Source organism: uncultured Winogradskyella sp. (assembly GCF_947501905.1).
In the GTDB taxonomy this organism is placed as follows: domain Bacteria; phylum Bacteroidota; class Bacteroidia; order Flavobacteriales; family Flavobacteriaceae; genus Winogradskyella.
The window spans coordinates 405,888-425,627 of sequence record NZ_CANMXL010000004.1 but is presented as its reverse complement, the minus strand read 5'-3'; the positions used below and the strand labels follow the sequence as shown (position 1 = coordinate 425,627).

The 19,740-nt window shown below is 33.1% G+C and carries 12 protein-coding genes; 3 read left to right on the top strand and 9 right to left on the bottom strand.

The genetic code is table 11. The features are described 5' to 3' along the window. From Q0770_RS11800 to Q0770_RS11775, 6 genes are all read right to left on the bottom strand, one after another. A complete protein-coding gene (locus Q0770_RS11800) occupies window positions 1-1,269 on the bottom strand; it encodes an amidohydrolase (RefSeq protein WP_299117204.1) in 1,269 nt (422 codons plus the stop codon). Between the two features lie 131 nt (window positions 1,270-1,400). After that, the gene (locus tag Q0770_RS11795) at window positions 1,401-2,720 is read right to left on the bottom strand and encodes a T9SS type A sorting domain-containing protein (RefSeq protein WP_299117201.1); all 1,320 of its coding nucleotides are present in this window, start codon (window positions 2,718-2,720) and stop codon (window positions 1,401-1,403) included. 119 nt (window positions 2,721-2,839) lie between these two features. After that, a complete protein-coding gene (locus Q0770_RS11790) occupies window positions 2,840-5,374 on the bottom strand; it encodes a T9SS type A sorting domain-containing protein (RefSeq protein ID WP_299117199.1) in 2,535 nt (844 codons plus the stop codon). Between the two features lie 108 nt (window positions 5,375-5,482). After that, window positions 5,483-9,118, bottom strand: a complete 3,636-nt coding sequence (locus Q0770_RS11785; RefSeq protein ID WP_299117197.1) for a LamG-like jellyroll fold domain-containing protein — start codon at window positions 9,116-9,118, stop codon at window positions 5,483-5,485. 118 nt (window positions 9,119-9,236) lie between these two features. Further along, window positions 9,237-9,881 (bottom strand): response regulator transcription factor, encoded by a 645-nt coding sequence (locus Q0770_RS11780; RefSeq protein ID WP_299117195.1) that lies wholly within the window; start codon window positions 9,879-9,881, stop codon window positions 9,237-9,239. A gap of 3 nt (window positions 9,882-9,884) precedes the next feature. Next, on the bottom strand, window positions 9,885-12,884 hold the full coding sequence (locus Q0770_RS11775) for an ATP-binding protein (RefSeq protein ID WP_299117193.1): 3,000 nt from the start codon (window positions 12,882-12,884) through the stop codon (window positions 9,885-9,887). A 146-nt stretch (window positions 12,885-13,030) separates the two neighbouring features. Between Q0770_RS11775 and Q0770_RS11770 the strand changes: the two genes are divergently transcribed. Then, entirely contained in the window at window positions 13,031-15,367 is a 2,337-nt protein-coding gene (locus tag Q0770_RS11770) for an ATP-dependent helicase (protein ID WP_299117191.1), read from the top strand. On the opposite strand, the gene Q0770_RS11765 is transcribed toward Q0770_RS11770, so the two are convergent. Together Q0770_RS11765 and Q0770_RS11760 are read right to left on the bottom strand one after the other, a co-directional pair. Further along, on the bottom strand, window positions 15,368-16,270 hold the full coding sequence (locus tag Q0770_RS11765; RefSeq protein ID WP_299117188.1) for a glycogen-binding domain-containing protein: 903 nt from the start codon (window positions 16,268-16,270) through the stop codon (window positions 15,368-15,370). Window positions 16,271-16,308: 38 nt separating this feature from the next. Beyond that, window positions 16,309-17,268, bottom strand: a complete 960-nt coding sequence (locus Q0770_RS11760) for a pepsin/retropepsin-like aspartic protease family protein (RefSeq protein ID WP_299117186.1) — start codon at window positions 17,266-17,268, stop codon at window positions 16,309-16,311. 107 nt (window positions 17,269-17,375) lie between these two features. Between Q0770_RS11760 and Q0770_RS11755 the strand changes: the two genes are divergently transcribed. After that, window positions 17,376-17,996 carry an L-threonylcarbamoyladenylate synthase gene (locus tag Q0770_RS11755; protein ID WP_299117184.1) on the top strand — a complete coding sequence of 207 codons (621 nt, stop codon included), beginning with the start codon at window positions 17,376-17,378 and terminating at the stop codon, window positions 17,994-17,996. Here the strand turns inward: Q0770_RS11755 and Q0770_RS11750 are convergent. Further along, on the bottom strand, window positions 17,993-19,204 hold the full coding sequence (locus tag Q0770_RS11750) for a multidrug effflux MFS transporter (protein ID WP_299117182.1): 1,212 nt from the start codon (window positions 19,202-19,204) through the stop codon (window positions 17,993-17,995). The two genes, Q0770_RS11755 and Q0770_RS11750, sit on opposite strands and share 4 nt — an antisense overlap. Window positions 19,205-19,295: 91 nt before the next feature. Here Q0770_RS11750 and Q0770_RS11745 point away from each other — a divergent pair, with 91 nt between their 5' ends. Further along, entirely contained in the window at window positions 19,296-19,736 is a 441-nt protein-coding gene (locus tag Q0770_RS11745; protein ID WP_299117180.1) for a DinB family protein, read from the top strand. Window positions 19,737-19,740: the final 4 nt, after the last annotated feature.

The window sequence follows — 19,740 nt, the reverse complement described above, 5'->3', positions numbered from 1 at the left end:
TTAATTATTCAAATAATCTAGGGTAATTTGTGTAAATGCTTTTACGCCTAAAAGTAATCCACTCTCATCAATTTTAAAATCAGGTGTATGATGCGGAAAAGATTCTGCATTTCCTGGTGTCATTCCGCCTAAAAAGAAATACACACCTGGTACTTTTTCTTGAAAATAAGAGAAATCCTCACCACCAGTAGTGGCTTTCATGATCTGCACATTCTCTTCGCCAGCCACTTTTTGAATAGATGGTAAGATTTGAGCTGTTAAAGCCGCATCGTTATAAGTAATCGAGGTATTATTCTGAAAGGTAATCGTAGCTTCGCCACCATAAGCTTTGGCAATAGTCTCTACCATCTCTTTCATACGACGCTCAATCATAGCACGCATTTTTGGGTCGAGTGTTCTTACGGTACCAATCATCTCTGCAGATTCTGGGATGATATTAAAACGTGTACCAGAGGTTATTTTACCAACCGTAATTACAGCTGCTTCGTCTGTTAAACGCGCTTCACGACTGATGATAGTTTGTAAACCATCAATGATTTTTGCCGAAATTAAAATAGGGTCAACACCAGACCAAGGTTGTGAGCCATGTGTTTGCTTGCCTTTAACGTTAATTACAAAACGTTCTACAGATGCCATAATACCACCTGTTTTGTATTTAATAACACCAACTGGGGTTTGAGAATTAATATGTAAACCGAAAATAGCATCGACTTTAGGGTTGTCTAAAACACCTTCTTTAATCATGAGTTTTGCACCACCTTCTTCACCTGGTGGTGGTCCTTCTTCTGCGGGTTGAAAGATGAATTTTATAGTGCCATTAATCTTGTCTTTGTGCTTACTAAATACTTCTACGGTAGCCATTAATATAGCAATGTGTGTATCATGTCCGCATGCATGCATCACACCAGTTTCGGTATTTAAGAATGTGGTTTTTACTTCAGATTTAAAAGGTAAATCGTTACGTTCGGTTACTGGCAAAGCATCAATATCTGCTCTGATAGCAACGACTTTGCCAGGATTATCTCCTTTTAAAATACCAACAACGCCAGTTTTAGCGACATTGACTTCCACTTCTAAACCTAAAGATTTTAAATGCTTGGCAATCTTCTCAGCCGTTTTAAACTCACGGTTAGAAAGTTCTGGATTTTGATGAAAATCGCGACGCCACTCAATGAGCTTATCTTCGATATCAATAATGTCTTGTTCTATTGAGTTTTGTGCTGAAATGCTAATAGAAGCAAATAGGAGTAGAGCTAGGAGTTTTTTCATAGTATCATTTAAGTTAGTTAGGCTTTGTATTGCCAAATGCCAATTATGGGCTACTAAGATATTTAAAAAAAGAAAACCATTTCTGAAATTTCAGAAATGGTTTTGTTAATATATTAGTTATCGATTATAACTTATTCTATAATTATTTTTTTAGTGGCTACACCATCAGCAGTATATATCTTAAAAAAGTAAATTGAAGGGTTTAATGCAGATAAATCTATGGTCTGTACATCAGTAAATCCTTCTAGGTCTATTGCTTGTATGAGTGCGCCTTTTACATCTATAAGCTCTCCTTTTGTGAGGTTAAGCCCAGAGGTGTTTTTCAGAGTGAATTGTCCACTAGATGGATTAGGAAACAACGAAATATTTTTGCTTACAATATCGTCTAACTCGTCATTGGCTAGTGTTGTTTCTTCAGTGACGTTTACCGTAAATGTGCAACTGCTTGAGTTACCACCAGCATCTGTTGCAGTAATAGTTATTTCTGCCCCATCTTTAACTGCAACACCAGCAGGTATAGACTGAGAAATGATTACTGAGTCGGTACTATTATCTGTAGCGGTAGGTGTAGTTGTATAATCTGGTAGCTCATAATAAATACCACAATCTGCGGTTACATTTTGGTTACCTGGGCAATTGGTTATAGTTGGTGATTCTATGTCTGTAAGAGTATAAACTATATCTCCTGTTGTACTATTAACAGAACTAGTAACAAGGCTAAATTGTGATATAAAGCCACTTGGTGGTATAGAACTAAATGTAGAGTTTTCATAAAATGATATGTCTATATTATTAATTATAGCAAACGTATCATTATGTTTAAATGTACCTCCATTTAGAATATTAACTTTAACCTCGCCAAATATACCATCAGTATTATCGTTACCATTACCTGTAATAGTATCAAAATCGTTACTACTAAAGATATCAAAAATAAACTCTGCATTGTTAATCTCAATGTATTGGGTACCGCTACTACTCGTAAAACTAATGTTTCCAGAACTATTTGTAGTCCCTGGACTAAAGATAAAATCATTTAATATCCGAAGAGTAGTAGTAGGAGTAGTATGAAAGCTGTTAATATTACCTGTGCCAGTAAAAGCAGCTGTTAAAAATGAGCTATTAATTTGAGTATTACTACTTAAATTAATTGCTCCTCCATTTAAATTTATATTACCATACGAGTATAAATAAAAAGAATTTGGAGGTAAAGTCAAAGTACCGGAGATATTTATTTCGGTATTAAAACTATTTTCACTTGCATTATAGATACAATCTCCATCAATATTAATAATGTAGTTAGGGTTATATATACCGTCATCCCCAGGATAACTTGGTGACCAATTGGCTTGGTCTGTCCAGTTGCCCGTACCTGTGTAAGTGAACTCGGTTTGTGCTTGTGTTGCAATGCTTATTAGTAATGCTAGTGTAAGAAGTAGTTTTGTTTTCATTTTCTAAGATTTGTTATGTTTTTTATTTCCTACTTTACTTGCGACCCCTTAAAAGATATTGTCATGTTTCCCCCGAAACAATTGTCTCAATTTTAGAGCCGCAAGTAGAGCAAGTATTTTTAGTTTTTTATAAACTTGATGCTTTCTTCATTAATCTTAAGGAAATATATTCCTGCAGATAACTGAGATACATCAATTGTATTTTTACTTAAATCAATAGTTTTGGTTAATAGCTTTTGTCCTGAGGTGTTATAGATTTCAGCACCATAGGTATTATATAACCCAATTATATTTAGTGTACTTTTTGTGGGATTTGGATATAGAGTAATGTTGTTTTCTATAAATGAATCATTGCTAAGCGTAGAAGATAACTCGACAGTTACAGTGGATGTGCTGTAGTTTAAACTCCATGCAGTATTCGTAGGAGCAGTTGGGAAATTTATAGTATCAAAAGTACCAGAAATATCGTTAGCAGTTACGATAACAAAAGTGTCGCCAATATTAGGAGCAAAACCATTAAGTAAACTAATATCTAATGTACCGCTTAAATTTGCGGTGCCTGTAACTGCAAGTACATCGTATGTAGTTGCGTTTTCTATTTCCATAGTTAAGGTTGCACTATTGTGCGTATAATCATTGCCAAAAGTATATGTGCCAGCAGAATTCCCAGGACTTAAAATACCTTGATTGTTAAAACTTCCTGCATGACCTGTATTTGTTCCAGATAATGTACCATTATTAATAAAACTATTGCTGTCTACACTATTTAATGCTCCATTATTATTTACTGTGGCACCAAGATTATTTTCTACATATGCAATATCATTTACTGATAAGCTTCCGGAATTATTTATAGTTGCAAAATTTCTAAACCTAGAAAATGAATTAAAGGTAATTGAACCTCCAGAATTATTATGTAGCACAGAACCAGCTAATAAAACTACTTCTGATGTATTATTTAAAGTAATTGAACTGCCTGATTTATTTGTAATGGTTGCTGATGCATTTGTACTTAGTAATGAAGAACCTGTTAACTCTATTGTTCCTCCAGATTCATTTGTTAATACACCACCAGTTCTATTTAATATACCTGAACTGTTAATTACGTCTATTGTACCAGTATTAGATATATTACCAAAACTCGATATTGATGAGCCATTATCTATAGTTAATGTTGCATTAGCAGTATTAAATAACAGACTATTTTGATGCATTACAAATATCCCTGAATTACCGAAAATTGAGGAATTATGAATTGAGCCATTGACCGTCAATGTTGCTCCTATATTATTATTTAAAGTACTTCCAGTAGGATTATCTAATAGAGCACTTGTCTCTATCGTTATGGTGCCTAAGTTGCTTAAAACAGCATTATTATTAAACCTATCATTTAATGTTAATGTGCTCCCTGATTGATTGTTAAAAACAGAATTGTTGTTAATAGTTCCATTGTTTGTAATGATGCCGTAATTATCTAATGTTGAAGAATTATTTAACACCGCAGAAGTATTTACGTTAATTGTACTTCCAGATTGATTATTAAAAGCGCCACTGCTTTGGTTGATAATACTGCTACTTTGGTTTAGTGTTATAGTACCACTTATAAGATTGTTTACAATACCACCATTGTTTTCTATTCCACTATTAGTACCAGTAGCAGTAATTAACCCAGAATTGTCTATAGTACCACCGCCATTAAGATTAGTAGTTCTTAGCTGGCAGAAGCTGTTGAGGGTAATTGTTGCTCCGGCAAAATTAGTTGTGCGTCCACCTGAGGTGTTAAATATATTGCTTGATGAGTTTAGTATCACTGATCCACCAGTTTGATTATTAAACGTTCCTCTATTAGAAATGATTGTAGATATACCAATACCATTTATAGTTATATTTCCAGTATTGCTTATAGTGCCAATATTCTCAGTATTTCTATTCAGAGTTACATTTCCAGAATTATCTAATGTGACATTATTTGTAAACGCACCACTGTTGAAATTGAAATCACCGTCATTATCAATGATTGCGTTATTTGTTAGTGAACCACCAATTGATAGAGTTGCGCCTAAAAGATTATTTATCGTAGCATTAGATGAGTTATTTATAGAATTACCAGGGCTGATAGTTATGGTTCCTCCAGATTGATTATTAATTATACCTGACGAATTATTAAAAAAAGAAACATTACTAAAGACCGACGCACCAATGGTTAATGTCCCAGAGTTATTTAGTGCACCATTATTATCTGAATCGCTATCTAAAGTTAAACTTCCTGAATTTTCAAAAGTCCCATTATTTTCATAAGCTCCATTGAGTGTACTTACATCACCAATATTATTAATTGTGGCACTGTTTATAATAGAGCCATTTGAACTTATGGTTGCTCCGATAAGATTATTAAGCGTGCTACTAGCGACAAATAATGCTCCGCCAAAATCAACATTTATAGTTCCTGAGTTTTGAATTTCTGTTGTTACAGTAACAACTGTACCATTAGAAATTAGTACCGTATCGCCAGCATTTATGGTAGTGCCAGGATAACTTGGCGACCAGTTTACTGTATTTGTCCAATTACCATTACCAGTATAGGTATATGTGGTCTGAGAATAGGTTAAAAAAGAAACCGAAAAGGCTAAAAGTAGAAGTAGTTTTGTTTTCATTTTAGATATATTGATTACCTACTTTACTTGCGACCCCTTAAAAGATATTGTCATGTTTCCCCCGAAACAATTGTCTCAATTTTAGAGCCGCAAGTAGAGCAAGTATTTTTAGTTTTTTATAAACTTTATGCTTTCTTCATCAATCTTAAGGAAATATATTCCTGTAGATAACTGAGATACATCAATTGTATTTTTGCTTAAATCAATAGTTTTGGTGAATAGCTTTTGTCCTGATATGTTATAGATTTCAACTTCCTCAGAGGTCTTTAAACCTTTTATGTTAAGAATACTGTTTGTAGGGTTTGGGTAAATTGAATAATTAGAAAAGTTAAAATCTGTATTAGACAATGTTTGTTGAAACTCGTAAGCACCAACATCAATTGCTAATCCAACTATTCGTGTTCTTCCTGTTATGTCGGTTAATGGTGTATTTGGTAATGCAATACCAGCATCTATTAGAGCGCTACCTTGTGCGGGAATTAAACCGTCATCAATAGTTCCTAAAATATCATCAGAACCATCGATATCCATACTATTTACAAATGGGTCTGTTGTTAAAAGAGTACCATTTCCGCCACTATTAGATATGAAATTATTTGTAGAGTTTGCATTGGAAGATACAATATCAATACCCGTTGTATTATTAAAAAACACACTGTTTTTAATGGTAGATAGACTACTGGTTGAAGCTATCGCGTTACTTCCGATAGGCAAGTTTAGTGTATTGTTTATAAATGTAAGATTACTAAGTTCTGCCTGTGTACTACCAATTTGGTCAATAAATAGTACACTTAGATTTCCAGTATTATTATAAAATAGTGTATTAGAAATTAATGGTAAGCCACCAGAACCAAAATATAATGATGCTAGTATAGTTGCAGCGTTAGCTCTAAAAATGCAGTTTTGAATTTTAATTGAAGTGTTAGTTGCATTTATAGCAGCACCATTTGTAAATGTGACGATTTGACCTTCAATAGTAGCACCTCCATCTGGTCCAGAGTTATCTGGGCAAGGATCTGCTTCGCAAGGATCGCCAGACATAATAGGAAATCCTCTATCTGCATTTGCTTCTTCAATAATAAAACCATCTACAATTGTGTTTGCACTATCATTTATTGAAGTTATAATGTTTAGGATGTTGTCAGAGTTATCATTCAACACTCCAATATCACCACTTAAAATGGTTGGGTTTAATCCTAAATTTCGTTCCGAAATATCATTCTCATTACCAGAAAAACCACCATACATAGCCACATTATTAACTAAATGAAAACTAAAGTTACGATCGTCAAAAAAGTTTAGAGTTGAAAGTGGTGTGCTGTTTCTTGGTAAAACAGAGGGCTTATAAATTCCGGCGGCAACCCATATTTGGTCTCTAATACTACAAGTTGTAGCTTGGTCTATAGCCGATTGTAAATCTGTGTAAGCATTTGTCCAATTTTCACCAGTATTACTTCCTGTAGCATTTTGATCTACATAAATTATTTGGGTTGTATTAATAACATTTACTATAGCAGTTTCTGAATTACTATTGCCCGAGGTATCTGTTACAGTTAGAGTTACTATGTTTTCACCTAAATTAGTTTCATCAAACGATGTTATATCTAAATCGATATTAAGGATTTGACAATTGTCTGTTGACCCATTATTTATAGCGTCGGCAGTTATGGTAGCTGTAGGATTATTGCAGTTTATAGTAACTGTAACATCTTGTGTTATAACATTTGGCGCTAAATTATCTACTACTGTGACTTGTAGTGGAGTTATTGATGAATTATTGTTGCCATCAGTTACAGTAAGGATTACAGGAATAACTCCTGGCTCACCATTAACTGTAGCTGTATTGAGAGTATTCCAATCTGTGTTGGCATCTAGATTAAAAAAACTGGCGGTGTTGTTATTTGGAGAACTATCTAACAGAGTGTTATTTCCTGGACCTTGTTCGATACGGAAATAACCTACTAAATTTGGTTCATCACTACTGAGTATTTGACTGCGTTGGTCAGCAATTTCTTGAGCAGTAAGTGCTCTATCCCAAATTCGAAGTTCGTCTATAGTTCCTGTAAAGGTTGCGTTGCCCCAGTCAACTCCACCTAAAATAGTGTTGTTGGTTGTGCTTAGAGAACTTCCTGTTATACCAGTGGCCGTGTTTTGGAGTGTACCATTAATATATATTGATAATGTACCATTAACTTGGTCATAAACACCAGCAATATGTGTCCATTGGTTTAGCGTTACCGGACCACCATTAACAGCAAAATTTCCATCACTGGTAGTCACTTCAGCAAAATAATTACCGCCAAAATGAAGTATGCTATACTCATCAAAGAATGAGGTGCCAGAATATTTATCAATGACGACATCACCACCAGGATTAAATCCTGTAGGGTATATCCAACCTTCAAGTGTCCAAGAATTTGGTAAGTTTAGTGATGGCGTATTTGGAATTTCTGCATACTGAAATGATCCATCTAAATCTAAAGCTTGACTCGAAAAACCTTCAAACTCTAAATCGTCACAGGTAAACGTATTTGGATTAATAGTCACTGTTTCATAAACACAATCGCCTAAAAAATTAGTATAAATATCTGCCTCCGTGATTACAACTTCGCCATTTGCATCAAGTTCCGCTGTAATATTTTGTGCTATTGTGGTTTGTGGACACGGACAAGCGGTACTAAAGTTGTTTGCTGGGTCAATATTTACCCAATTGCTATTTGCATACGCTACATCATCTACTTGGATACAGAATAGGTTTGGTGTTGAGAAACTAGTAAACCCTATAATACTTGTATTGGCTCCGTTTTGCAAATTGAGTTGTGTAAGATGACTGTTATTAGAAATAACTAGACCCGTAAGGTTAGTTTGCAAACTTAAATCTAATGTAGTTATAATAGTACCACTTATATCCAATGATGATATACTCTCAGGAAGGTGTAGTGTAGATAAATTTAATGTATTTAAGGCACTTAGAAACGTTAGGTTGGTATTGGCGCTTACATCAAGAGCAGAAAGGTTTGTATTTCCTACGTGAAGATTTGATAGATTGGCGTTAGCACTTACATCAAGCGATGAAATGCTAGTACTACTTAATATAAGCTGTATAACGTCAGGATTATTACTTATGTCAAGTGCAGAAATACTTGTATTTCTTATATCAAGCGAAGAAAGGTTAGGATTGGAACTTAAATCTAATTCTGATATGTTGGTATTTCTTAGGAATAGTATTGAAAGGTTAGGGTTGGAACTTAAATCAATTGAAGAAAGATTAGTATCACTTACGTCAAGCAAATTAAGAAAGTTGTTGGAGCTTACATTAAGCGTAGAAAGATTTGTATTAGCTTTTACATCAAGCGATGAAATTCTAGTACCACTTACATCAAGCGACATAAGGTCAGTATTATCATTTAAATTAAGAGATTGAATGTTTGTGTTGCTTACATCAAGAAATAGAAGATTTGTGTTAAATCTTACATTTATAGATGAGATTGAAGAGTTACTTGCCAATAAAGTTTCTAAAGCAATAAAATCTTCTATACCGCTTAAGTTGCTAACGGGTAAGTTATCTATATCCAAAATAGTTACTGAGTCAATGTTAGTAGTTAATACTTGCCCGTCAATAACATCATCTAAGCCTAAATCAATAAGCCGCTGCTCAAAGACACTGTCTGGTATGCTTGTCGTTTGAGTATGAGATAAAACTGAAATTGAAAAGACAAAAAGCAGAAGTAATTTTGTTCTCATTGTGCGTAGTTTTGGAATGTTAAGAAATTAATAGCTAATTATGAGGACAAGTTATGCTCATAGGTAATTTCACACAATACGCATGCGTGTCAAAAACTACGTAGGCCTACGTAGTAGATTATAATGAAGAAATAAGTGTTTTGTTTTGCGAAACCCAATTGGTTAGTGCATCTTGATCTGAACTTAGGCTGAGCTTTTTAATAATATTAGCGCGGTGTTTTTGTACGGTTCTTACAGAAATTAGTAGTGTTTCAGAAATCTCTTTCGATGATTTTTTATGTGCTATTAATCTAATTATAGTGCGTTCAGAAGGTGAGAGTAATTTTATTTTTTGTAGCTCTGGTGATATCTGAGACTGAAACACGTCGTTAAAGGTAGAGCTGTAATAATTTTTGCCCTCAAGCACTTTGTATATGCATTTTTGTATTTCAGAAAACGGCTCATCTTTAAGTAAGTAACCAGAGATGTTTAGCGATTTAGCCTTGAAAATATAGCGACTTTCTTTGTGTGAGGTAAGAATGATAAATTTAGTTTTTAGGTCTTTCTCTTGGCATTTATTAATCACTTCGAAGCCAGATAAGAGTGGCATTTCAATATCTAAGATTGCAATTTCGTGAGTGTCAGAAGCCAGTTTTTCTAAAGCTTCAGCACCATTTGTAGCTGTTGTAATATTCTTATAATTATTACTAATCAGCTCATCCTTAAGCCCTTTTAAAAGCATTGGGTGGTCGTCAGCTACTAATATTTTTATATCTCTATTCATTAACTACGATAAATGTATTTTAGCTTTGGTCGTTGTACCTTTTCCTAGTTTACTATCAATTAGTAATTCTCCGTTTAAGATTTTAATACGTTCTTCCAATGTTTTTAAGCCTAAGCTAGTTTTGTTTTTTGCTGAGTTTACATCAAAACCTTTACCATTATCCTTAATCAGCACTAAAATAACATCTTTTTCTTTGTCTATGCTTATCGATATTGCTTTAGCTTCTGCGTGTTTTAAACTGTTATTGATGCATTCTTGAACAAATCTGTACAGATGCAAAGCGTTTTCATCGGTTAAGTCATCGTCAATATTTTCTATATCAGTAGAGACAAAAAGTTCATTGTTTTCATCAATATCTATTGCTAGTTGCTCAACACTTTCGGTAAACCCTAACTGTTTTAATAAAGGCGGAAAAAGGCCTCGAGAAATATGTCGTACTTCTTCGAGTGTATTATTAGTTAAATCTGATATTTCTGATTGCGCATTGTTTTGTGCCTTTCTTTTTATAAGTGTTAATTGCTGACTCACACTATCATGTAATTCTCTAGCAATGCGTTTGCGTTCGTCTTCTTGTGATTGTATGAGATCTAATGCAAATTGCTCTTGTAATCGATTTTTAATATTGGTTTGTTTTAGCATCCATAATAAAATAGAGATTGCTGCTAGGGATACCAGAAGAAAAAACCACCAAGTTTTGTAAAACAGGGCTTTACTATTGATGTTTACTAATAAAGACTCACCAACTTTGTTACCAGAAAAATCCTCAGCTTCAATCTCTAGGATGTATTTTCCTGAAGCCAAATTAGGAAACTGAATGCTGTTTTTGTCTTTTAGCTCTACCCAATCTTTATCGTTAAGCTTATACTTAAAGCTATAGCCATTGTTTACGGCATTTATGTTTTTTAAACCGAAATTAATATCCAGAGCACGATTCTCGCTAGGTAAAACAATGCTGTAATCGTTGTTAAAAACTTCACGATTATAATCGCTTTTGAATACTCTTTTAGATGTATCAAAGTGCTTTACTTTTAGTAACTCTAGCGATGCCGAATCGTTTTGTGCTTTCAAATCTTTTGGACTGAAAAAATTCAAGCCTTTTATAGCACCAAAAAACAAGCCCTTATCTGTTTTTAAAGCACTATATCTATTGCCTTCAAAATGACTAAGTCCGTCTTTTTCTGAAAAGCGAGTTGAGGTTTTATCTTCAGGGTTATAAGCTACAATACCATTAAATGTGTTAATCCACCAAGTTTTATCATCAAACAAAATAGTAGCTATACCAGCCTTTAAATCGTCTTTGTATATTGGAGTAAAGCTTTTTGTCTCAGCATTAAATGCAACAATTTGCCCTGACCTGGTTCCTAATAGATAGTCGTAATCTTTATGATATTCTAGCGTTAATATAAATCGATCTTCAAGTTGGGAAGGCAAGTTGTAAAAAGCTGTTGATTTGGTACTAAGATGATAAGTTAATAAGCCTTTGTTTGTACCAGCAACTAACAGATTATCTTTCTTTTTTATTTCTAAGTCATAAATATGCAATGAATCGGTTTTTGCTAAAACAGTATGCGCTTTAGTCTTGGTATTAAACTGCATCAAATTATAACCATTAGTACCATAAATAATAGTACTATCGTTAATTTTTTCCATACAGATAATTGGGTAGTGTCTGTAGGTTTCACCAGTTTTTTTGTTTTTATCTATTTTTATGATGTTACCATTACTATTACTCCAAATGGTATCTTCTTCGATAATAATATTTCTTGAAGAATAGGGTTTTAAAGGTCTTCCATTTTCAAATGCATCGTATGGGTAAACGCTATCCGTTTTTGTATTGAGCGTAAACCAACCATTTGCTTCAGTTGCTACTAAATAATTAATAGAATCAAGAGGTTTTATGGCTCTTAAGCTTAGATTTTCCAAATACTTTTTTACTGTCTTTTTCGGAAATTTAATATGGTGTAATTTTCCATTTGTAGCTAGCCAAACTTCATCATTCAGATTTTGTGAGGCAACTACTATTCTACCAACATTTTCGAATTTTGATTTATAAACACTGGAAAAACCATTGCCTTCTAAAACCTGAAAATTAATAGTATTATTTATGGAGTTAAATATCATAGCATTGCCAAATGCATCATTATAAGTCTTTAAATGTTCGCTATTAAGATTTATGTTTTTTTTAGGTTTAATTTCTAAAGAGATTGAATCTATTTTATGTAAAACAGAATTATTTTCTATAAATCCATAGATGGTATTATCGACTTTGAAGACTTCGTCTAGCCAAAATTTTTGAGTATCAATATTTCGATCTCGTATAAAAGTATCTATGGCATGTCTTTTAATGATTTTTCCATTCCAATCTAGATATGTAATAGGAAAATTATCATCACCAATAATACAATAATCTTTAAATGGTATAAAAACCGATGCTACATCTACCAAAAACTTATTTTCAGCACTTGTAAAGCTGAATAATTTTTTAATGGAAAGGTCACTCTTGATGATGTTTAATGTGATTGTTCTCTCAGATTGCGATAGAATATAGTCCTGATTTTTATAGTTAAAGACTTTGCTAAGACCAGATATTATTTTTTTTCCGTTAAATGATACAGTATCAAATTTAACTGTAAATGGGTCAAAAAGTAAAAGTACATTTCCAGATGCTGTAGTAGCGTTAATATAAAATTCGCCATCAAATCGCTTATAAAAACTATTAACTTTAATAACAGGTTGATTATTAATTAAGGGAAGAGGTATGTCATCAAAAGAGAATCCATTAAAGCGCTGTAATTCTAGCCTAGTGTCACTAAAAACTATAGTTCTAGTATCCATATTACTACCGGCTAGCCACAAAAAACCATCATTATCAAAGGCTAAGGCACTAATACTGTCTAATTCAATACCATCAGTTTTGTCATAGGTCTTATGATATAACTTTTGGGGTTGCCCGAAATTGAAATAAAACAGAAATAAAAAAAAACAACTACAGATTGTTTTCATTAATAGCTTTTAAAATATTTTAATTGAATCTCTAAAGTATAAAAATAGTCTTTTTAGGGTAAACCAATTGTTTATAATTATTCATAAATATGTCTTACAAAAACAAGTGGTTTACTTAAATTCACCTTTTTAAAATTGCTACTCGTTTGGAAAAATATTTAAGTCAACTTAATGATGCTCAATTAGCGCCAACACTACAAAAAGAAGGACCAATGATAGTCATTGCGGGTGCTGGTTCAGGTAAAACACGTGTACTTACTTTCAGGATTGCTTACCTCATGAGTCAAGGTGTTGACCCATTTAATATTTTGTCACTAACATTTACGAATAAGGCGGCACGCGAAATGAAAGGTCGTATCTCGGAAATTGTTGGCGATAGTGAAGCAAAAAATCTATGGATGGGTACGTTTCACTCTGTATTTGCTAAGATTCTCCGTATTGAAGCTGACCGATTAGGTTACCCAAGCAATTTTACCATTTATGATACTCAAGATTCAGATAGACTTATTTCTTCGATTATAAAAGAAATGGGATTGGATAAAGATATCTATAAATACAAGCAAGTACGCTCTCGGATTTCATCTTATAAGAATAGCTTGATTACAGTAAAGGCCTATTACAATAATCCAGAATTAATAGAATCAGATACTGCGGCAAGGCGTCCAAAAATGGGCGAAATTTATGCAGCATATGTAGAGCGTTGTTTTAAAGCTGGCGCAATGGATTTTGATGATTTGTTATTGAAAACCAATGAATTATTGACGCGCTTTCCGGATGTGTTGGCCAAGTATCAGGACCGTTTTAGATATATCTTAGTTGACGAGTACCAGGATACAAATCATTCACAGTATTTAATAGTAAGAGCTTTATCAGATAGGTTTCAGAATATATGTGTAGTAGGTGATGATGCACAAAGTATTTATGCGTTTAGAGGCGCAAATATTAATAATATTCTCAATTTTCAACGCGACTATGATGATGTAAAAGTCTTTAGATTAGAGCAGAATTACCGATCTACAAAAAACATTGTTAATGCAGCCAATTCGGTTATTGACAAAAACCAAACTAAACTTGATAAAGTCGTTTGGACGGCTAATGATGAAGGCGGGAAAATAAAAGTCAATCGACTAATGACAGATGGTGATGAAGGACGATATGTGGCGAGTACTGTCTTTGAAACTAAAATGCAAGAGCAATTGCACAATAGTGACTTTGCTGTGTTGTACCGAACTAATGCTCAGTCACGTGCCATTGAAGATGCTTTGCGTAAACGCGATATTCCTTATAGAATATATGGCGGTCTATCGTTCTATCAACGTAAAGAGATTAAAGACGTATTATCATATTTACGAGTAATTATTAACCCTGCGGATGAAGAAGCTCTTAAACGTATTATTAACTTCCCAGCAAGAGGTATAGGTCAAACAACTATAGATAGACTTATAGTCGCTGCAAGTAGCAATAATAAAACCATTTTTGATGTTTTAAGAAGTATTGATGATATTGAAATTAGTATCAACGGCGGTACTCGAAATAAGCTAAAGAACTTTGTAACCATGATAGAAAGCTTTCAGGTTATGAATACTAATGCTAACGCTTTTGAATTGGCAGACCATGTAGTTAAAGTTTCAGGATTAATAAAAGAGTTTAATAAAGATGGTACGCCTGAAGGCGTAGCCAAAATGGAAAACATTGAGGAACTCTTAAATGGTATTGGCGATTTTGTTGAAGGCCAAAAAGAGTTAGCTGACAGCACAGCATCATTGGCAGAATTTCTTGAAGATGTTGCCTTAGCTACTGATTTAGATGCTGATAAAGGTAATCCGGATCATGTGGCTTTGATGACGATTCATTTAGCAAAAGGTTTAGAATTTCCACATGTTTTTATTGTAGGTATGGAAGAAGATTTGTTTCCAAGTGCTATGAGTATGAATACGAGGAGTGAGCTTGAAGAGGAGCGAAGATTGTTCTATGTCGCTTTAACACGAGCCGAAAAACAAGCGTATTTAACATACACATTATCACGCTACCGATGGGGAAAGTTGATAGATGCAGAGCCAAGTCGCTTTATAGAGGAAATTGACGAACAATATTTAGATAATATAACGCCTATACAAGAACAGCGTTTCAACCCTATGCTTGATGCTTCAATTTTTGGAGATATAGAACCTAATAAGATTCGTTTTGCTAAACCAAAATCTCCAAAATTTAAGAGAAAAGAGGAGCGTAAAAAACCGGAAAATTTTCAGATTAGTGCTCCTAAGAAGATGACTCCTGTAAGTAAATCTTCATCAAATACAAATCTGTTTGATAGTAAATTAACAGTTGGTAATATTGTAAATCATCAACGTTTTGGTAGAGGAGAAGTTCTTAAAATTGAAGGTACTGGAAGCGATTTAAAAGCAGAAATTAAATTTTCAAATGGCGCTGTGAAAAAGTTATTATTACGTTTTGCTAAGCTTGAAATTATGCGAAGCAGATAATTATTTTATCATGCATACAGAATTGATGTTACCCTTGCCATCATATTCTGCAACGGAATTTGCTGGGTCTGTCATCCATTTGCCATCTACAATAAATTTGTAGTGGTATTTTCCACCAGCCAATAATGTGCTATACGTCCAACAATTATTTATTTTTTGCATTTTAAATAGGTGCTCAGACCAATCATTAAAATCTCCGGCTAGAATTACTGTTTCCGCACCTTCAAATTCACATAAACGGAACTCTACTCTTCTCTTAACATTGATTACAGAATTATAGCCTTCGTATTTATTAAGCGTTTTTGATGGGTTTTGTGGGTCAATCATCCATTTACCATCGACAATAAATTTATATTCGTAAATATCTGGACGTAACTGTAATGTAACTTGCCAGCCATCTTCAGTTGGTTTCATTTTAAAACCTGTTTCATCCCAACGATTAAAAGTACCAGACAAAATAACCTTATCTGCATCAGTAAAGCCTTTAAGTTTAAAACTTACATTACCATAATCTGTAGCAAAAGCACTATATAGCTTTAGATTATACACCATCATTTTTTTACCTTTTTTATCCCTAGCAGTTACACTATTTGCAAAATCTCTAGATGGTTCTGCCCAATGTTCTCCATTAACAACAAATTTAAATTCCCAATCAAAATCATTGGTAAAGTCATGAAGACTTTTCTTTAGTTCATAACGAGTGTCAGTAACTTTTTGCATTTCCCATTGATTAGTTGCCCAATCGTTAAACTCACCAGAGACGAATACTTGGTCAATAGTATGACCATTGTATTTTATGTTGGGATAATCATCAACATTAAACACAAAAGTGATAATATCACCTTTTATGGTATACCCTTTAATAGTACTATTTTGAGCAATACTACCTAAAGTAAAAGCCAAAAGAGTTATAAAGATGGTTATATGTTTTATGCTAATTTTCAATGCGTTATTAGTGGGTTTTTTATAAAATAAAGTTTTCGTTTTTTATAATTAATAATAGTACGTTTTTGTCTAAAAAACTCATACCCAAGTATACCATCCAAATTTGTACCAAATACGCCATACATATGCCTTAAATTTGTCAAAACCGTTTTCATAGGTCCAAAATAAATATTATCATTTAATTTAAATCTATATAAATTACCAGCTATCACTCGCTTAGATTTTCCACTTGCACCGGTGAGTTTAAGTGTTTGATTACTATAAAAATAGTCCAAAACTTTTTTATTTAATTTCTTGTTAATTTGGTTATATTCTGCTCCGGTATCTAAACCAAACTTCACTTCATGACCACCAACAAAACCAGTCAATACAATAGTATGCTTTTTTAATTTGAAATCTATGCTATCCTGAAATTTTTCGGCATATACTTTTTTCGACAATCTTTCGCCATGTTTATCGGTTTTTGTGAGCGTTATTTGATTAAGGTGCATATCAATGAACACTTCAAAATCTTTTAAAATACTATAGCCAATAATGCCTAGAAGGTTTATCTTTTTTACTTTTTCAAAATGAGATAAATCTATAACATCTGCATTAAGTTTATTTAATTGTAGCGCTTTAATACTTAAAGCACTAATATATTTTTCATTAACAGTTTCTATAGTTCCGTTAACGCCATTAATTTCTTCTTGGCTTTTAATTGAGCCATAATGTGTTTTAAAATGTTGACTATTTAAAATCAGGGTTTTTGAGCCTGTGTCAATAATAAAATTGCCTTCCTGGTTTAGTAATTGCGCTTCAACAACTATAAGATGGTCAATGACTTTAAAAGGGATACGTGTAGTCGTTTCATTTATAAATTCAGCTTTAGAAAATATAATTGGAGGCCTAGCTTCGGTAGCGAACACTTTTACCGAAATGAATAGTGCGATGAGTAGTTTGATTGATTGATGCATATTATAAAGACTAAAAGTTACAGCTAATTGTTACAGAATGAATAGGAATTATATTTTTTTTAGCATTTTTAGTCCTACTTCAAATGGATTATGTTTATTTTTATTTTATGGCAGATTTCATTAAGATATATCCTGAAAATCCTAATCCAAGAGAGATTCAAAAAGTTGTTGACGTTCTTAAAAAAGGCGGATTGGTTATTTATCCTACTGATACAGTTTATGGTTTAGGATGTGATATAACTAATATTAAGGCATTAGAACGGATTGCCAAGATTAAAGGTGTAAAGCTAGAGAAGTCTAACTTTTCTTTTATTTGTGAAGACTTAAGTAATCTTAGTGATTATGTAAAGCAAATAGATACTTCTACATTCAAAATACTAAAACGAGCGTTGCCAGGCGCATATACTTTTATTCTTCCAGGTTCTAAAAATTTACCAAACCCTTTTAAAAAGCGTAAAACAGTAGGTATTCGTGTACCAGATAATTCAATAATATTGAGTCTTGTTAATTTACTAGGTAACCCAATTGTTTCGACTTCAATACGTGATGATGATGATGTTTTAGAGTATACAACCGACCCCGAATTAATTCATGAAAAATGGGACAACTTGGTTGATGTAGTTATTGATGGTGGTTATGGTGATAACGAAGCCTCTACTGTTATTGACTTATCAGAGGATGAGCCAGTAATTATAAGAGAAGGAAAAGGTAGCTTAGAAATATTTTAGATGCGCTTTATGACCTTGGAGACTCTGTCTGTTATAGAGTAGAATAATGCTAGTGATATAATGCCACATACCAAAAAGCCAATGAATAGTGGTGTTACAGAATCTATTACAAATTTGCCAATGTAATCTGCTATTGGTACTGCCATAACTGTTGAGATAAATCCATTTAATGCCGAGCCTATACCTGCAATATGTCCCATAGGTTCCATGGCTAATGCTCTTAGATTTCCAAAAATAAAACCTATACTAAAAAACTGAAGTGCAAAAAAGCCTATTAATACCTCAATACTTGGATTGTTTCCAGAAGAGAACATTACAATGTATACTAAGGAAATTAATACAAAACTCAACATAGCAACATTTACAATACGTCGCATTCCAAATTTAACGACTAACTGACTATTCATAAAAGTAGATAGACCAACGGCAATTGCTAAACTCGCAAATATCAAAGGAAATTCATCTTTCATATTATATTGCTGTTCAAAAATTCGCTGAGACGTACTCAAATAAACCATAAAAGAACCCGTAATTAAGCCAGAAAGAATGGTGTAAATAACAGCAGGTTTTATTTTGAAGAATTGAATAGTTCCTGTTTTAAAAATGGATAGTCTGTATTTAATACGGTGTTTATCCTTTAAAGTTTCTGGCTGTCGAACCCAAAACCATAGCATTACTAAAATACCAAAGCAGAGATTAAAAATAAAAATGGATTTCCAGTGATAGTGTTGCATTAAAAACTGGCCTAATGTAGGAGCTATTACTGGAACCAAAATAAAAATCATAACAACTATAGATAAGATTTTTGCCATGTAATCTCCACTATATGAGTCCCTAACCATTGCAATACACATTGTTCTTGGTGAAGCCAATCCTATGCCTTGGAGTATGCGTCCAAAGATCATCATTTCAAAGCTCTTAGTCGTGATGCAAATAATTGAAGCTATTACAAATACGATAAAACCTATATACACAATGGGTTTACGTCCAAAACTGTCTGATAAGGGGCCAAATAACAATTGTCCTATACCTAAGCCAAGAAAAATGGATGTAATTAATTTTGGATTATCTGTTGGGTCACTAACATTAAGAAAACTTCCCATGTCTGGTAAAGCAGGTAAAACAGCATCTATTGAGAGAGCTACAATAGACATCAACGCGGCCATTAAAACAACAAACTCAACTTGTGACCGATTTTGATTTACCATACTGTAAAAGTAAGCTAATATTTAGCTACTTTTAGTCTTCAGAATTTCTTTTATGAATATCGAAATCTAAATCTTAAATACCTATAAACTCATGCAACAATCCTTAATTAAACTCTATAAAAGAGATTTAAATGCAGTTAAGAAAGAACTTAATTCTTATCATAACGAGCAAGTCATTTGGCAAATAGAAAAAGGTATATCTAATTGTGCAGGTAATCTAGCATTGCATCTAGTAGGAAACTTAAATCATTTTATTGGTGCAGTATTAGGCAATACAGGTTACATCAGACAACGAGATTTAGAATTCTCTCAAAAAAATGTTCCTGTTGTTGAAATGGTTAAGATGCTAGAGGATACTGAAAAAGTTGTAGAGCAGACATTAACAAACCTAACAGATGAAGATTTACAAAAGGAATATCGAAGAAATCCTTTTGAAGATTTTATGACAACTGAATATTTTTTATTGCATTTAAAATCCCATCTTTCATACCATTTAGGGCAAATTAATTACCATAGACGCTTATTAGAATAGTACA

Coding starts and splice junctions, on each gene's coding strand:
- Q0770_RS11800 (WP_299117204.1), bottom strand. CDS start 1,269: ATGAAAAAACTCCTAGCTCTACTCCTATTTGCTTCTATTAGCATTTCA.
- Q0770_RS11795 (WP_299117201.1), bottom strand. CDS start 2,720: ATGAAAACAAAACTACTTCTTACACTAGCATTACTAATAAGCATTGCA.
- Q0770_RS11790 (WP_299117199.1), bottom strand. CDS start 5,374: ATGAAAACAAAACTACTTCTACTTTTAGCCTTTTCGGTTTCTTTTTTA.
- Q0770_RS11785 (WP_299117197.1), bottom strand. CDS start 9,118: ATGAGAACAAAATTACTTCTGCTTTTTGTCTTTTCAATTTCAGTTTTA.
- Q0770_RS11780 (WP_299117195.1), bottom strand. CDS start 9,881: ATGAATAGAGATATAAAAATATTAGTAGCTGACGACCACCCAATGCTT.
- Q0770_RS11775 (WP_299117193.1), bottom strand. CDS start 12,884: ATGAAAACAATCTGTAGTTGTTTTTTTTTATTTCTGTTTTATTTCAAT.
- Q0770_RS11760 (WP_299117186.1), bottom strand. CDS start 17,268: ATGCATCAATCAATCAAACTACTCATCGCACTATTCATTTCGGTAAAA.
- Q0770_RS11755 (WP_299117184.1), top strand. CDS start 17,376: ATGGCAGATTTCATTAAGATATATCCTGAAAATCCTAATCCAAGAGAG.
- Q0770_RS11750 (WP_299117182.1), bottom strand. CDS start 19,204: ATGGTAAATCAAAATCGGTCACAAGTTGAGTTTGTTGTTTTAATGGCC.
- Q0770_RS11745 (WP_299117180.1), top strand. CDS start 19,296: ATGCAACAATCCTTAATTAAACTCTATAAAAGAGATTTAAATGCAGTT.